The organism is Negativibacillus massiliensis, assembly GCF_900148495.1.
In the GTDB taxonomy this organism is placed as follows: domain Bacteria; phylum Bacillota; class Clostridia; order Oscillospirales; family Ruminococcaceae; genus Negativibacillus; species Negativibacillus massiliensis.
Genome location: NZ_FTRU01000006.1, coordinates 26,084 through 43,101, shown reverse-complemented (window position 1 = coordinate 43,101; position 17,018 = coordinate 26,084). Strand labels below are relative to the sequence as shown.

At 42.5% G+C, this 17,018-nt stretch carries 11 protein-coding genes; 4 read left to right on the top strand and 7 right to left on the bottom strand.

The window, feature by feature from the left end; genetic code table 11:
- The first annotated feature begins 6 nt into the window (after positions 1-6).
- Genes scpB through BQ5375_RS01590 form a run of 3 tightly spaced genes read left to right on the top strand, consistent with a single transcriptional unit; the run spans position 7 to position 1,844 of the window.
- Positions 7-549, top strand: a complete 543-nt coding sequence (scpB, locus tag BQ5375_RS01600; protein ID WP_022133111.1) for an SMC-Scp complex subunit ScpB — start codon at positions 7-9, stop codon at positions 547-549.
- A gap of 21 nt (positions 550-570) precedes the next feature.
- Positions 571-1,383: a hypothetical protein gene (locus tag BQ5375_RS01595; RefSeq protein WP_076917331.1), complete on the top strand. Its 813-nt coding sequence runs from the start codon at positions 571-573 to the stop codon at positions 1,381-1,383.
- A 50-nt stretch (positions 1,384-1,433) separates the two neighbouring features.
- Entirely contained in the window at positions 1,434-1,844 is a 411-nt protein-coding gene (locus BQ5375_RS01590; protein WP_022133113.1) for a GerW family sporulation protein, read from the top strand.
- A gap of 102 nt (positions 1,845-1,946) precedes the next feature.
- On the opposite strand, the gene BQ5375_RS01585 is transcribed toward BQ5375_RS01590, so the two are convergent.
- The 3 genes from BQ5375_RS01585 to BQ5375_RS01575 form a co-directional block, all read right to left on the bottom strand.
- Positions 1,947-4,799: a doubled motif LPXTG anchor domain-containing protein gene (locus BQ5375_RS01585; protein WP_022133114.1), complete on the bottom strand. Its 2,853-nt coding sequence runs from the start codon at positions 4,797-4,799 to the stop codon at positions 1,947-1,949.
- Between the two features lie 215 nt (positions 4,800-5,014).
- Positions 5,015-7,162, bottom strand: a complete 2,148-nt coding sequence (gene ppk1 / locus BQ5375_RS01580; RefSeq protein WP_083687462.1) for a polyphosphate kinase 1 — start codon at positions 7,160-7,162, stop codon at positions 5,015-5,017.
- 30 nt (positions 7,163-7,192) lie between these two features.
- Positions 7,193-8,326 (bottom strand): M20/M25/M40 family metallo-hydrolase, encoded by a 1,134-nt coding sequence (locus BQ5375_RS01575; protein WP_022133116.1) that lies wholly within the window; start codon positions 8,324-8,326, stop codon positions 7,193-7,195.
- A 189-nt stretch (positions 8,327-8,515) separates the two neighbouring features.
- Between BQ5375_RS01575 and BQ5375_RS01570 the strand changes: the two genes are divergently transcribed.
- Positions 8,516-10,486 (top strand): elongation factor G, encoded by a 1,971-nt coding sequence (locus BQ5375_RS01570; RefSeq protein ID WP_022133117.1) that lies wholly within the window; start codon positions 8,516-8,518, stop codon positions 10,484-10,486.
- A gap of 37 nt (positions 10,487-10,523) precedes the next feature.
- Here the strand turns inward: BQ5375_RS01570 and BQ5375_RS01565 are convergent, their stop codons facing one another.
- The 4 genes from BQ5375_RS01565 to BQ5375_RS01550 form a co-directional block, all read right to left on the bottom strand.
- Positions 10,524-14,678, bottom strand: a complete 4,155-nt coding sequence (locus BQ5375_RS01565; RefSeq protein WP_076917330.1) for a doubled motif LPXTG anchor domain-containing protein — start codon at positions 14,676-14,678, stop codon at positions 10,524-10,526.
- Positions 14,679-14,863: 185 nt separating this feature from the next.
- Positions 14,864-15,781, bottom strand: coding sequence for a CobW family GTP-binding protein (locus BQ5375_RS01560; RefSeq protein ID WP_022131596.1), 918 nt, complete (start codon positions 15,779-15,781; stop codon positions 14,864-14,866).
- 259 nt (positions 15,782-16,040) lie between these two features.
- Positions 16,041-16,463 (bottom strand): hypothetical protein, encoded by a 423-nt coding sequence (locus BQ5375_RS01555; protein WP_022131595.1) that lies wholly within the window; start codon positions 16,461-16,463, stop codon positions 16,041-16,043.
- Positions 16,460-17,014 carry a hypothetical protein gene (locus BQ5375_RS01550; RefSeq protein WP_022131594.1) on the bottom strand — a complete coding sequence of 185 codons (555 nt, stop codon included), beginning with the start codon at positions 17,012-17,014 and terminating at the stop codon, positions 16,460-16,462. The genes BQ5375_RS01555 and BQ5375_RS01550 overlap by 4 nt, the downstream gene beginning before the upstream one ends.
- Between the last annotated feature and the right edge of the window lie 4 nt (positions 17,015-17,018).

Genomic DNA, 17,018 nt, shown 5'->3' with positions numbered 1-17,018 from the left:
AACAGATTGACAAAACTTTCAGAATTGGAAAAAAGTATTCAGGCAATCCTGTTTGCGTCAGGAGAACCGTATGAAAAGGATCGTCTGGCAAAAATATTGGAGATCGACCGGGATACTTTGGAAAAAATTATCGAGAGAATCAATGAACTTTATAAAAAGACAGCGTTTGTAATCCTGGAACTTGACCAAAGCTATCAAATGGTAACTCGTGCAGAATATGCACAGGTGATCCAGAAAGCTTTGGAGGTTAAGAATAACACGCCGCTCAGCCAGGCTGCGCTGGAAGTTCTGGCAATCATCGCATATAACCAGCCAGTGACCAAATCGTTTATCGAGCAGGTCAGAGGAGTGGACAGTGGCTCGGTGGTAAATTCCTTGGTTGCAAAAGGGCTGGTTGAAGAGCAGGGCAGATTGGAGATCCCAGGAAGGCCAATTTCCTACGGAACGACCGAGCATTTTCTGCGCTGCTTTGGAATGAAAAATATCGAAGCTTTGCCAAAGCTGCCGCAGCAAACCCAGATGCAGCAGGAAGAATCGACAGAGCAATAGTTTGCAGCGAAGGAAGGGGAGGTGGCAGCGGTGATCGTGCTGTGGATAATTTTAGCGATACTGGCATGTATTTTGTTGCTGCTATGCTTTCCTGTGGGGATTTACCTGTCTTACTGGACACCAAAAGATGAGAAGAAGCAAACAGTTTCCTATAAAACAGAAGCTGTTGACAAGGAAATCGATGAGCTGGAGCTGTGTGAGGGCGACAAAGAGGTTTTGCGCCAAGCAGTAGAGGAATTAGGTTATTACGAAAAAGAGCCTAAAAAGCAGCTGACAGCTACTGTGCGCTATCTGTTTTTTAAGATAAAGCTTTATCCGATGAAGTTAAAACAAAAACCGGAAAAAGAAGAAAAGAAAAAGGAACCGAGTCCCCAAAAAGCAAATCAAAAAGGGTCCAAAAAGGAAGAAACCTCTTTTGATATCAAAGCAATGCTTCCAGCAATTTGGGAGTGTGCGAAAAAGCCTTTGACAATGATTTTAAATGGAGTCTGTGTAAAGACTCTGAAACTCTCTGTATTGGTTTCAAAGGAAGATACAGCACAGTCAGCGCTGGATGCTCAAAAACTTGTCACAGCAGTTTATACAGGGCTTGGCATTGTACAAAACCTAATTCAGGTAAAAAAAGCAGACATTCAGATAAAACCAGATTTTTCAGGACAGGAACAATCTGATTGGCAGGGTGAAATATTAGTTCAGATGCGTCCAATCATTGTGTTGGGTGCAGCTCTGCGCTTTGTTGTTTGCTTTGCAATCAAAGTGCTGGGAAAGGCAAAGAATCAAGAGAAATCTTCCACATCTCCCACCAAAGAATGTGGAAAATCAACTGCAAACTAATTCTTAAAAAATAGCGAAATTTTTATATTGTCAGGAAAGGAATGATATCCATGAGTCAGCATATCCATAACTTAATGGGCGAATCGATGAAAGGCCTGCGCGATCTGGTCGATGTGGACTGTATTGTCGGAAAGCCGATTGTAACTGCAAGCAACACCACCATTATCCCGATTTCAAAAGTAACTTTTGGTTTTGGCTCGGGCGGCAGCGATATCGCAAAATCGACAAAGGATGATTTTGGCGGAGCAGCCGGTGCAGGGGTTACCATCCAGCCGTTGTGCTTTCTGATTGAACGGGATGGAGATGTACGCATCTTAAACGTCAGCCCAAATCGTACCACTGCGGATGCTCTGGTCAACATGATTCCAGAAGCAATCGATCGTGTTTCGGCGATGGTTTCCAAGACTCAGCAGGAAAAGCCAGCTGAGGTTAAGGCAGATACTGTCATTGTAAACGAATAAAATTTATTTTAAAACAAAAAAAGGAAGCTCTTTTAAGAGCTTCCTTTTTTATTTACCGGAAAGTCCGGGATTTTGTTTTGAGAAAGAAGGGATCTTATGAGATTACTTCTTTTTGCGATTAAGAACGATCACGCCGCCCAGAGACAGTGCTGCTGCAGCCATTGCTGCGAATGGCAGAGAGTCACCGGTAGATGGGTTAGCTTTCAGAGGAACTTCACCGTCATCGATGGTTACGGTATCATCCGGCAGGTCAGCCAGCGGAACATCTTCATCGTCGATGATTGTGGTGTTGGTTGGACGATCATTCAGCGGAACATCGTCATCGTTGATGGTACGGGTAACGGTGTTGTCACCGGTGTAACGATCATCGTCGTCATCGTTGTCACCGCCGTTACCGCCTGGGTTTGTACCTGGGTCGGTTGGATCAGTTGGGTCAGTTGGATTAGTGTGCTGTACTTTGAGAACAATGGTATCTTCACCTAAAAGATCCCACATATATTCAGTAGAACGAGGTGCAGGATTACCAGCTAAAACAAAGATAGCATCAGGGTTATTTGCTGCATAGGTATGTACAGTATGGTCAGTATTATAGTCTTCGAGCAAAGAATTAGTTTTTACTCTTACCTGTGCGAAGTAGTGAGGAGTAGTCATATCGCCCTCGTAAGATAACGGCATTGGCGCTACATATGGTCCGACAATCTCGAAGGCGTCTGTCTCTAACAGTGCGTATGTTTTAGAGTCATGATGGTTCTGTTCTGTGATACAGTCTAAAACTACTTTAAGTTCATCACGAATATCTTCTACAGTTGGTTTGTCCGGTATATCTTCATCACAGGTTACATAAATCTTATAGGAATCCTGCTGTCCTTCTGTCTCAGAAGGAGCATACCATGTTTTTGTTGCTTCATCGTACTGTAAATCAATAGAAGAATCATCATAAGTATAGACATGTCCGGATGTATATTTACCTACCAGACTCAGATAATCTTCAATAGGGTTCTCGTCAAAATGAAGTGTAAGAGCACCAGTTTCAACTTCGTTCTCATCATATGTATAGGACAATCCAGATTCTTTTAAAGATATTGTTTTAAGGACGGTACCTTTTTCATGTTGTACCTTTTCATTCTCGCAGACAAACGCAACAGGAATATTATCAAAAGAATCTGGTTTAACCTCAGGGACTTCTGTTGTAGGTGTTTCCAAAGTCATGTATAGAGTAGTGCCATCTACATATGCCTCAGAAATGTATCCACAAGAAATAGACTCTGTGTGATTAAGCCAAAGGTTTTTGAAAGTAAATCCGCTGAAGAATTTTTGAGCTTTGGTAGGATCATTAACGTCAGTTCGCAAATTCTCTGGAATAGGTCCACCTTCAAAGGCTTCTATTACAAGTTTTTTTAAATCTTCCGGTAAGAGTTCAGTAATTAATGTAGTAGTAAATTTAGTATCTTTTGTACCGCTCAGGAAAATATATTTTCCATCATACTCTGCGTGCAGATAGAAAGGATAAATTTCAAGGTCTTTGAGTTCTTTTTTCAGGTTGTCACCGATCTTAACTTCGATATGTCTAATTTTTTCAGCAGGCACTTCTTCATACTGTGCGATATAAGTGATGCCTTCTGTAACATATTCAACTGGTGTTTTTACAGAAACTGTTTCGATTTCACTAGAACCCTCACGTTTCCAGCCTACCAGTTTATAGCCGTCATCAGGAGTAACTTCTGGGAAAGCGAGATAAGCGAGGTTGTAGTCAGAAGTGATAGTGCCTGTAGATTTAGAAGAATCAACTAATGTTCCATGATCACCAGGATTAAAGGTGATATTTACCAATGGATTAAAATGTGCTGTTGAATAAAATTCGACATTTTTGTTAAGGTTGTCAAGACAAAGACCAGTTTCTACCAGCACCTGATTTCCTGTACAGCCTGCAAAACCATAGCCCTCATTTGGAACAACATAGAGAAAATCGTCTTTACCATTGTTTAATGCTTCGACTTGCGTCTTAGTGAAAACGATAGAATCTTTAGGAGCTTCGTCATTCAACTGTACTTTACCATTCTTATCAGCTTTAAATGTCCAGAATGGTTTTTTATCTTCATATTTTGCTTCTACTTTGATTTGGTTATTTTCGTCAGCATAAGCAATAATATCTTCAGTTAAAGAACCTTCAAGTTTTATATCACCAACATACCAACCAACAAATTCGAGGTCTGGGTTGTCTTCAGGGTCCTTTAAAGAGATAGTGTCTCCTATTGTAGCAGTGCCTAAAGAATGACCTTCTTCATCAATAAATTCGTATTCGATTTTTGCTGTCTCCAGACTAAAGGAAACTTCTTTAAAATCAAAACCGGATTTATCAGTAAAATGGAATTCATATTGATTATTACCGAGTACGGTAAAAGCATTTGTTTCTACATTATCACCGGTTAAACCAACAAGCTTATAGCCTGATTTTGTAGTAACAATGAAAGTAGTTGTGTTTTGGTGGATGAGTGTTGATTCAGTAGTGATGGATTTTCCTTCCGAGATGGTTCCAGAATTACCATATTTATCATAATAAGAAACAGATGCAATACCTGCATCCCCTTTTTTGTATGTAAAGGTATGCTCAGAATAATTGAATTCTTTTGCATCTAAAGTTGCAGGTGTTGTTACTGGAGCAGCAGGTGCAGGCTGTTCGGTAGTTGTTGTTTCCTCTGGAGTTGTGGATTCCTCAGTACCAGTGGTTTCCTCAGATTTCTCAGAAGTTGTAAGTTCTTCTTTACTTTCCTCGGTTTCTTCAAAAGTTGTCTGTTCGTTTTTTACAACCGTTTCCACGCTCTCCTGTACAGGAGACAAATCGGATGCATCCGATTTACTTCCATAATCAGCGAACGCAATAACACTCTGGGAACTGAACAGCAGGGAAGCTGCCAGCAGAACAGAGGTCATAGAACGCCTGAATTTGTTCTTCATAAAAATCTCTCCTTGCATTAATTTGTGACCTTAATTAAAAAGGTGACTTTGCATGCCCAAATTATAGCATACCAGTTTTATAAAGTAAAGATTTTTGCAAATGAAAAATGAAAAAATTACAACTAAAGAAAATAAAAACTTAAAATATGACCAAAGCGAAACAAAAAAACAGACCGAATGAACAAAATTCGGTCTGTAAAAGTGTAAAATAGATTTTATTTATGATGAAAGTGCTCGAACAATCTTTCTCGCAGGGAGTGTTTCTTTGCCGGAAGCTCCAGCGGCTTTTCAAAATATTCGTGCAGATACTTGTGAGAATCCAGTGGTTCTGCATGGTCGCTGGTGTCCTTCAGATAGCTTCCGTCTGCAAGCATCTGCCAGGAATTCTGGTTGTCCATGCGGATTGCATCGACCAGACGCTTGATATCGCGGCGCGCATCCGCAGATTTAACTTCGGTGAACACCTCAACGCGACGGCGGGTATTGCGGTTGAGCAGGTCACCGGAGCCCATAAAGATACGCTGGGTATCTTCATCTGCTCCAAAGATAAAGATGCGGGAATGTTCCAGATATCGTCCAACGATGCTCTTGATACGGATATTGTCGCTGTAACCTTCAACCCCTGGGCACAGACAGCAGATACCGCGGATGACCATTTCGATCTTGACGCCTGCCTGGGAAGCTTCGATCAGCTTTTCCATGATTTCCATGTCGTTGAGGGAGTTTACCTTAATGAAGATATAACCTTCCTTTCCGGAACGGCAGGCTTCAATCTGTTCATCAATATACTTGATGACATTTGGCTCAAAGCAGTTTGGAGCGACCCACAAACTCTTGGTGGAATCTACGACCTCACCCATGCACAGTGCCTGGAAGACGTGGGTTGCATCCTCACCCATGGCCTGATCGGTAGAGATAAACGAGAGGTCAGTGTAAAGTTCAGAGGTTTTTTCGTTGTAGTTTCCAGTTCCCACTTGGGTGATATATCGAATCTGATTATGGACCTTGCGGGTAATCAGGCAGAGTTTTGCGTGTATTTTATAATCACTGAGTCCGTAAATGACGGTACATCCTGCTTCCTCGAGCATGGTTGCGTAGTTGATGTTGTTCTGTTCATCAAAACGAGCGCGCAATTCCAGAACGCAGAGAACTTCCTTTCCTTTTTCCGCAGCATGAGCGAGAGCGGAAGCGATTTTACTGTGATTTGCAAGTCGATACAGAGAAATCTTGATGGAAAGAACGCTTGGATCATCTGCTGCTTCATTGAGAAGATCCACAAACGGCTTTGTGCTGTGGAATGGAAAACTCAGGAGCAGATCATGGTTTTGCAGATAGTTGATAGCACCACCGCCATCGCCGTTTGCAAAATCGACCGGTACAAATGGTTTGGCTTCATGATAGTACCACTGTTTTTTATCCTTGTGTGGGTCAAGTGCAGACGGGAGTGCAAAACCAAAGGAAAAATCCAGAGGAATGGAGCGAACCAGAATACAGTTCGGAGAAACTTTCAATTTTTTACAGAGAAAAGCGGATAACTTTTCTCCAGGCTGGGAGGAGAACTGAAGGCGTACCACATCCAAACGACGGCGCTTTTTGAGCATTTCAGTCATGATACCACGAAAATCGATGTCAAAGTCGAACAAACCTTCATCCACAGAGATATCAGCATTTCGGGTTACACGCATGACATGCTTTTCCTGAATCTTCTGTTTGCCGAACAGCTTCTGAGCAAAGTGCAGGAGGACGTCAGCGGTAAACAGAATTTTTCTGCGCTGGTTGATATTAAAAATGAAATAAGGTGGAAGCTGAGAGAAAGGAACAATGCCAAGACAGATATTTTCATCCTTGCTTTCCAACACGCTGACAATAAAAGATTCCTTGTTCTTTAAGAAAGGAAAAGGATGCTGACGGTCGATAATCTGCGGAGAAAGCAGTGGGCGCATTTCTTCGCTGAAATATTTCTGGACAATCTGCTCGTCCAGTTTGCTCAAGTGATGAAGATCGAGGATATCAATATCCTGATTGCGAAGTTCCAGACAAATAGATTCCCATGCCTTTTGTGCGATAGGGTTAATCTGATTTGCTTTATTAAGGATTGCATCGATTTGATCTGCAGCGTTTAGTCCGGTTTTGTCATCCAGTTTGTCCGGCTCAACGATGCTCTGGTCGTGCAGGGAACCGACACGAACCATGAAAAATTCGTCAAGGTTGGAAAAGTAGATGGATAAAAATTTTAAACGCTCCATCAGGGGAATTTTCGGATTTAAAGATTCACTCAGAACGCGGAGATTAAACTCCATCCAGCTTAATTCTCGATTGACAAAGATTTTAGGTCTGGAAATATTTGGTACGATTTCTTGCATAATGATTCTCCTAGATACAGGTTGTGAGGCTTAACAGCACATTTCACTCAGCAGCACTTCGGAAAGAATTTTCATACCGTCGCGGGTAGATTCCACATCGACCCATTCTTCCCGGGTATGTGCTCCTTTTCCTTCATAAACACCAAAGCATACTGCCGGAATTCCCATCGAAAGCGGAATGTTGCAATCGGTGGAACCACATTCTTCGGTGCGGTGATATCCATACTTTTCAGAGGCTTCCATGACAATCTTGGTTAAACCGGAAGGATCGACGTCTCCTTTGCAGGGACGATCTCCCAGAGCTTCGACTGTAACCTCAATTCCGAATGTCTGGAACGATGCGATAACCGAATCAAAGAATCGATCCATAAAGGCAAGGCCTTCCTTTTTATTGGAGCGATATTCATACATCATCGAGCAGTTTTGTGCAATGGTGTTAACAGAAGTTCCGCCCTCGATCACACCAACATTGTAGGTGGTCTTTCCGATATCAGGAACCTTCAAACTGTAGAAGGTATCGATCATCTTTGCTGCATAATAGATGGCGTTTCGATTTCCGAATGCACCAAAGGAATGTCCACCTTCGGTTTTGACAGAGATGCGGTAGCGTTTGGAACCCACTGCATCGTTGACAACAGTTTTCATTCCGCCGTCGATAGCATACAGTCGTTTGATTTTATCGCCAAAGTCTTTCATCAGCTGGCGTGTACCTTTTAAGTTTCCAAGACCTTCCTCACCGCTGTTGAGGACAAACAAAATTCCTGTTTTAGGCTTTAAGCCCAGTTTGATTGCCATGCCTGCCATTTCCATGACAGCAACGGCATTGGTGGTATCGTCCCCGATTCCCGGAGCATAGTATCTTCCGTTTTCCTCTTTAAAAGGAAGAGGAGTCGTGTCTGGAAAAACAACATCGGTATGTCCTAAAATGGCACACAGATCACCACTCATATCACCATAAGGGAAAATAACATTGAGAGCCTCATCAATATATACACCGGTTGCACCAAGGGATTCCAGATATTGTTTACACCACTGTGCACGCAGTTCTTCCTGTCCTGAAGGAGCTGGGATCTGAGCCAGTTCCCTGATCGCGCTTAAAAAACGCGGACGATTATTTTCCAAATATTCTAAAACATCCTGCTGTAATTTTTGAGATCTGGACATGGAAATACCTCCTGAAAAGATATTATAATATGAAGATATTAGATAACATTACTACATCTTATGATAGCACATCTAAGTAGAGGGTGCAAACTTTAAACGAAGATTTTACATAAATGCGATTAGATTTTACATAAAGCTTGGTGATTTTTGCAGAAATATGATACAATAGGCAGGAAAAGGGGAGATGATATGGGAAAACGATTGACAATAGGCGTTCTTGCCCATGTGGACGCGGGGAAAACAACCTTTTGTGAACAGCTTTTGTATCACACCAACAGTATCCGAAAACGCGGAAGGGTAGATCATCAGGATGCATTTTTGGACAGTGATCGTTTGGAAAAGGAACGGGGAATCACCATCTTTTCTAATCATGCGGCATTTGAAATGGGAGAGAACCGTTATTTTCTGTTGGATACTCCAGGACATATGGATTTTAGTGCAGAGATGGAACGGGCGATTTCCGCAATGGATTATGCTGTTTTGGTAGTCAGCTGTGTAGAAGGAATTCAGGCACATACCGAACAGGTGTGGAAACTTCTAAAAGAATATGAGGTACCGACCTTTTTCTTCCTGAATAAAACAGACCGCACAGGAGCAGATGCTCAAAGGGTGCTTTCTCAGCTGCAAAAACGGATGAGTTCCGGTGTTTGTGATTGCAGTGGTTCTTTTGAAAAACAGGAATGGAAAGAAGAATTGATCGAACGGATAGCGGCGGAAGACGATGGATTGCTGGAGCGCTATCTGGAAGGAGAGTATGATGAGTCATTGTGGTGTTATACTCTGCAAAAATTGGTAAAGCAGCGCAAGTTATTTCCTTGTTTCCAGGGTTCTGCTTTGCAGGATGAGGGGATTGACAGTTTCCTTACTGGATTGGATCAGATTACCTGTCCTAAAGAGGATGATGGAAATTTTGCAGCGACGGTATGGCAGATTCGACACGACGCAAGAAAGGAAAGAATTACCTTTTTGAAGGTGCAGTCCGGAATTCTTCATGCGCGGGAAGAGGTCGATATCCTGCTTGCGGATGGGACAAAGGCAAAAGAAAAAGTGAATGAACTTCGTATCTATCATGGAACCCGATTTACGACGGTACAGCAGGTATATGCAGGAGAACTTTGTGCAGTAACTGGCTTTACACAGGTTCATCCTGGAGATAGAATTGGTGAAAAATGTTTTCATCAGGATTATCACCTAGTTCCGATGCTGGGCGCCAAGGTGATTGTTCCAAAAGAAGTACCGCTGAGAACAGTGTTGGAAAACTTAAGGCAGCTGGAAGATGAAGACCCAATGCTTGGAGTCAGCTTTGAGGAAAGTTTGCAGGAAATCCAGATTCGGGTCATGGGAGAAATTCAGCTGGAAGTTCTTCGGGAAGTGTGTAAAGAACGCTTCTCGCTGGATATTTCGTTTGGAGATTGCCAGGTATTGTATCGGGAAACCATCGCGGAAGAAGTGGTAGGTTATGGGCATTATGAGCCATTGCGCCATTATGCGGAAGTACATCTGCGCTTGTCTCCGGCTCCAAGAGGAAGTGGAATCAGTTTTGACAGTGAGTGCCCAACCGATATTCTTGCCCAGAACTGGCAGAATCTGGTTCGAACTCATGTGTTTGAGAAAAAACACAAAGGGGTACTGACTGGTTCGGAACTTTGCGATGTCAAGGTTACACTGCTTACCGGACGCTCTCACTTAAAACATACCGAAGGAGGGGATTTCCGGGAAGCAACCTACCGCGCTATCCGTCAGGGGTTGGAACAATTGCTGCATCAGGATAAAATGATACTGCTGGAGCCTTATTACGCCTTTTCCATCTCGCTGGAATCAGAGCAGGCAGGAAGACTCATGGCAGACCTTCAGCGAATGGAATGTTCTTTTGGCTCTCCGCAGATGGAGGAAGAACGGATGATTCTGGAGGGAAGAGGACCGGCAGCAGTTTTATCCGGATATGGAAGGGAGTTTATCTCCTATACACGCGGCAAAGGTGTAATGAGTTTTTGGTTTGATGGTTATGAACCTTGTAAGCATCAGCAGGAAATTGTAGAACAGATTGGATATCAGAGAGAACGTGACCTTGAAAATCCTTCCTGTTCTGTTTTCTGTTCCCACGGAGCAGGATTCCCGGTACCTTGGGATGAGGTGCAAAACTATATTCACTGTAAATAAAAAAGGAAGCTCTTTTAAGAGCTTCCTTTTTTATTTGTTATTTATGTTTCTTCATCAGAAGAGCGATACCACCAATAGAGATTACAGCTGCAACCATTGCAGGAACTGGAATCATATCACCGGTATTCGGGATATCCTTGAGAGGAACTTCTTCATCATCGATGGTAACAGTATCCTCTGGAAGGTTGGTCAGTGGAACATCCTCATCGTCGATTGTGGTGGTTGGAACTGGTGTTTCATTGATGATGGTTGGTGTATCATCATCTTCGTCACCGCCGCCGCCCGGACGTGGGGTTGGATCTTCTGGGTCAACCGGTGGGTCTACAGGTTTGCCGTTACTGATTGTGTAGCTTACGGTTGGTTTCTGGAAATATTCTGCAACACCAGAATTATGATTAGTATCTACTGGGTAAAGAATAGCTTCTTTATTGGTGTATAGGCTGGTATATTTTTCACTACCATCTTCGTCATATTGTCCGTAGGTTCCGTCAGTAGTCTGAGGGTTGGTCAGCTGTACAGTATAAGTCAGCTGTACAGGTGCAAAGTTGGAAACTGCTGTATTCATTTCCCAAACAAAACATTCATCAGACTTTCCGTCTCTACCGTTTGCATAATATTTTACGACAAAGTCATAATTAGGATATTGGGTAGCCTCTTCATGATTGTTATCGCTGCCATCTCCAAAGCCATAAGCAGTTGTGATATAAGGGTCACTAAACTGAGGATCAGCAATACGTTCTTTCGAGATAATTTCTCCACCAACTTTGACATCGATATTTTCAATTTTATCAACAAAATCAAAGTTGTACTCGTTGCCAGCATTGTCAACACCTTCACCAATCACGTCAACTACCTGGCTTCCAGCATCCAGCAGATAATAGATATCATTCTGGATATCATTAAACGAAACTTCTTTACCACCTGCAAGATAATTCATGAAAGCAGGTCCCCAAGGATAATTGGTAATATTAGTTTGAGCCAGAACAGAATAACAATGATAACCATTATTCTGCATCTGTTTGAAAACTTCTTGGGTCTTATAGAGCGCCACATCTACTGTAGTAGGTAATTCAGTATTTCCTTTAGAAATATAATTGGTTTTATCCATATTGTCATAAGGTTGGATGTATTGCTCTATTTCAGTTAACTTAGAACCGACATCCTGTAAGTAAGACGTCCAATCTTCTGGAATAAAGGAATCTTTACCTTCTAGATAGTGACGAATGCCCCAACAATCAGTTCCAGCCATTACTTCGTTTTCACCATTTGTAGCTTGAATGGAGTTGATTGCTTGTGCAGGTTCATCAAACATATAGGTCATGCCATCACTAACGAGAATCATATATTTGCGGTTGGCATCTACAGAAGTATCAGCATCCAGCATTGCTTTGCCAGCGAGCAGACCTGCGTGTGTGTTAGTACCACTGGAGATAGTTGTTCCGATTGCTTCTTGAATCTTACCCATATTGTCAGAGTTAAGTTCGGTTAACTCAAGAACAGAGTGTGCTTCTTTGTTAAAAATGATGACACCAACTTTAACTTTTGCACCAGTTTCAGTAACCTGATCTTTCAAAGAGCCTAACATATCGAGCATCTGCTTTTCTACTGTTGCGCTGGTTGATTTATCCAGAACAAAGACAACATCGGATACCAACTGTTCTTCTGCCGATGGCAGTGACAGAGTTACCTGAGACTGATAGTTTTTATCCAGATTAGTTGCAGTTTTAGATTTGGAATGTTCCCACTCTGTAGTACCTGGATCACCAGGGTTGATAGGATCTACACCATGAGCTGCCTTTAGGGAAAGAAGACCTTTAACGGTTGTCATTCCGTTTCGTTCGAATTTAACAAACTCATTAATATGATATGGTTTTTCATGAGCTTCCCAACGACTGTTATCAGAGTCATCATACCAACCAGTAATTTTATGATTACAGTCATCCAAAGTCCAGTCAGTTCCAACACGACTAAAGGTGATTTCACCAGTGTTGTAAATATCATCACCGCCTGTAACAGCGTGATTGTTATAGATTACAGCATCGGATGGGAGAGTAAGGTGTGCAGTGTCTTTTGTATTGTAGATACCGCCACCATAACTAGCACTGCCCTTGTCATTGTAGTTACCAGTAATGGTAAGTTTTGAACCTTCTTCAAAGGTGCACACACCTCTGCTCGAAAAGCCGCTGCATTTGTTGCCAGTGATGGTGACAACAGCGCCTGCTTCAACACGACCGTCATTCACAGCAGCAGTCAGGTTTACACCTGCGCAGTCGCCATCGTACGAGTTGTTTGTAACGGTCATCGTGGAATCTTTATCTACCAGGAATTCACCGCTTACATACACGCCGTAAAGGCCATTATTATCGGAGAGGAAATCAGTGTTTTTGAGAATCACATCTCCAGCAGAAAGACCGTGCCCTTTGTTATTCTGATAGGTAACCTTGGAATTAGTTGCTGTAAAGTTACCGCCATTCGATGCATTGGAGGTACAATTTTGGACTGTAAATGTAGAATCTTCAACATTGATAACAGGACTGTTTACATAACCACGATTGGTACCGTCAATCAGGAAAGTACTGCCAGCGCTAACATTAATTGTAGATTTTCCAGTTTTGTCCAGCTGAATACCCTGACCAGCTGTTCCCTCAGTACCAACACCAAGAATCTGGAAAGTAGAAGCATTGGTTACGTTTAGTACTGCGCCCTCATTCATATAAATTGCATTTCTTGTTTTAGTAGTTTTACTATCAAACTTAAATGTTAAGTTAGCACCATTGGTAACATTAAGCGTTCCAGAGAGTGACAGCATTAACCATGGAGCAGAACCATCAGAAAGCCACTCAACCTCAACACCATCAAATGTTAGAACTCTGGAAGGGTCACCTAACCCAAAACACATCCAGCCTTCACCATTACTTTTCAACTGTTGTGGAATAGTAATTTTACCAGTACCGTTGAAAGTCAGTGTTTTATTAAAGCCTTTTGTGAGTTCACAATCTTTAAGAAGTGTGATTGTAGAGCCTTCTTCAGCTTTTTCTACAGCATCATCTAAAGAGGTATATGGTTCTGTACCAATCATTGCAACAGGTTCGCCTTCCGGCAAAGTGTTAACTGCCTGCATGATGTAAGCAATGTTTTCTTCCATAGCTGTGAGCAAGCTGTAGTTTGTTACCTGTGCTTTTTCTTCCTCAGTAGCAAGTGCATCGTATGCCTGTCTTGCAGCAAGCTGTGCGTTGGAGAAACCTTCGCTCAGGTATTTTGCTTTGGCATCTTCAAATGCTTTACGTGCATCAGAAAGTTTAGCAGCTTCTTCGTCTGTCAGAGCTGGCTGATTTTCATCCTGCTCATGAGCTGCTTCTTTGTCAATGAGGGCTTTGAGCTCTGCATTGTTTGCAGGGTCGAGGTCCTTGAGCATGGTAATGTGTGTTTTAGTGACAGTTGTTCCATCGGTTGCAGAGATGGTTTCTGTTGTGTAGTCGATCTGTTCAACCGCAGCATCGATTTTCTCGATGACATTCTGTACTGCTTCAGAAGATTCAGTTTCCTGATTGCCGGATTCCAGCTCAGAAATTTTAGCTTCCAGCGCAGTCAGTTTCTCCAGAGTAGCAGCATCAAAGGCAGCTTTCTGGTCATCAGACAGTGCATCGTATGCAACGCGAGCAGCATTAACCTGATCTTTCAGTGATACAAGGTCAGTCTCCTCGGTGATTGTTTCTGCTGCAGGCAGAGCATTGATAGCATCTACAACAGCCTGCACTACATCGGAAGGTTTTGTCTCCTGGTCATTGGATTCCAGCTCGGAAATTTTAACTTCCAGAGCAGTCAGTTTGCCCAGAACATCAGCATTAAAGGCAGCTTTCTGGTCATCAGACAGCGCGTTGTATGCAGCGCGAGCAGCATTAACCTGATCTTTCAGTGATACAAGGTCAGTTTCCTCGGTGATTGTTTCTGCTGCAGGCAGAGCATTGATCATCTCAACGACATCTTTGACTGCGGCATCTTCACCAGTACCATTTTCAGTCGATTGATCGGTTCCGTTGTTGTCTACCTCGTTCATCTGTACAGATGAAGATTCGGACATGTCCGAATGATCTCCGCCATCAGCAAAGGAGGTTACAACACCCTGAGAACTAATCAGCATTGTAACTGCAACGACCATTGCAGTCACGGAACGCATGAACTTGTTCTTCATTTTTACTTCTCCTTTTTTAAAAAAGATAAAATTATAAAAAACTATAATTTTTAATCATTATAGCACCTATTTCCGATAATGTAAATCATAAAATGTTCACATTTAAGAAAAATTTTTTTGACACTTTAGTCTAATTTATAAAAAAACACAACCGCAATATGCGGTTGTGTAAAAAAAGACTTATTTTAATCGTGCAGCTGCATTGGAAGATCGAATACCTGATCCCAATACTCGCTCAAAGCATCTGAAAGAGCATGTCCAATCTTGGAAATGAAGATCAGACGGGAAGAGGAGTGCGGCATACATGGGGTAAAATTGATGTGGGAGCCTACAACATCAATCTGATTCCATCCGGTTTCAAACAGACAGAAACCTTTGATTCGGTAAGTGTCCGGAACAAAGTGTTCGATAAACTGGATCACCTTCTGTTTTTCCAGACGGTGGGTACAGCTGAGAACGATTGAGTCCGGAGTTGGTGCATCTTTGGTACATTCTTCCTCTTCAGCAGCAACGCTCTGCATTTCATGCTCCAGAAGGACAAGGTTGAATCCGCCAAAGGAACAGCTTGCGATTTCGCAGTCCGGGTTGATGCGTCGAATGCTTGCCTGCAGAGCGCTGAGCAGTTCAGGAGAAACCAGGTCGGCTTTGTTGATGACCGCCATATTGCAGTGGGACAGCTGATGTTTTACCATCTCTACACTCTGGATCTGTTCCATAAAGTTGTCCGCATCCACCAGGCAGATAATACCCTGAATATCATAACGGCGAAGTGCGTTGGCGTTTTCTTCTTTTTCCAGAATCTTTTTGATGTGGATTGGGTCAGACAGACCGGATATTTCCACAAAGACCATTTCCGGCTGACACTGGCGCATATAGGTCAGTGCCTGAGGTAAAGCTTCTTCCTCGCAGGTGCATTTAAGAGAACCGCTTTCCAGACATTCGATGGAAATATCGTCACTTTCTTTAATGTAAGCTGCAGGTTCGGTAAAGATGACACCGATCTTTTTTTGCGGATACTGTTTTAAAATACTTAAAAGGACGGTGGTTTTGCCTGAACCAACAAAACCGGTCAGGCAATATAAAGGAATCAGTGCTTGTGTCATAATATTCCTCCTCTATTTTAACAGAGTTTATTTTGTTTTATTAACATCACAATATTTTCTGGCAAAAACAAATATAAAAAAACACCTATAAACTCAGTTTACTGTTCTTTTTGCCAATTGTCAATCAAAAATAGACAAACGAAACGATTTTTTTATACTTTTATTGATGTCAGTTAAAGTGAGGGCAAAAGTTTGTCGAAAATGAGGGAAAAGTATTAAGAAATTGTGTCAGGGAAATAATTTATATATAAAAGGAAGATTACTCGAAGAATAAGTATAATAAGGCAAGAAGCAGAGTCTGATCAGCGCCATCTGTATAAAGAAGAAACAGCAAAGCCAAAATCAACAAACGTTCTTTGTCCAGATTGAGTGCGGAAAGGAGCTGCTCGATGGAAGGCTTTGTTTCATCAGGAGGGGTAGGATGAAAACTGCTGGAAGGATGAGATTCCTGTACAACATGCGGTGTGGATGGAGAAGGTGATTTTCTCTCTTCCTTGTAGGCTTCCTGATGATTCTGCAAATGATGCTGAGAGCTATCTTCAATAAAAAAGGAAGGTATTTTAGCAGAGCGGCGCAGTACCTGCTCGGAGCGCTGCTGCATTTGCCGTACCCGTTCGATAGCATCCTGCTGCATAGCTTGGATTTCTTTTTGTGAATATTGGCGGGTTTGTTCCCATTTCATTTCTGTTCACCCCCAAAACCAAACAGACCGCTTTCCTTGAGCATGGGCAGGATCTGGATTAGCTGCATGATACGGATGGCATCATCCACCTTCTTGGCTCTCTTTTGAGAAAGCAAGGGACGAAGTGCGCGCAGAAGGTCGACATTAGGATTGGACTGGGAAAACATCTGCATCGCATTTTGGATTTTTTCTATCATGGAAAAATCCAGAGTAGAAGAATTTTGTGTGTTATTGTTTCCGTTGAGAGAAGATAAAAGGCCGGAAAGATCGAGAGCAGGAGGATTTTGCTGGGAGGTTGTACGTTCCTGCGGTGTATTTTGAGAAGCAAGATTTTGCAGCAGCAAAGAAAGATCCGGCGCAGGAGCAGAATTTTGGGGATTGGTCGAAAGCAGAGAAGAAAGGTCTGGAGCAGATGGAGAGTTTGTCTGCTGGGAATTTCCGCCCAGTCCCAGGGAGGATGCCATCTGACTGAACTGCTGCATTTTTTGCGGGTCAGAGAGCAGCTGAGAGATCATATCACTGAGATTTGGGGTGTTTTGATTCTGGGACAAGGCA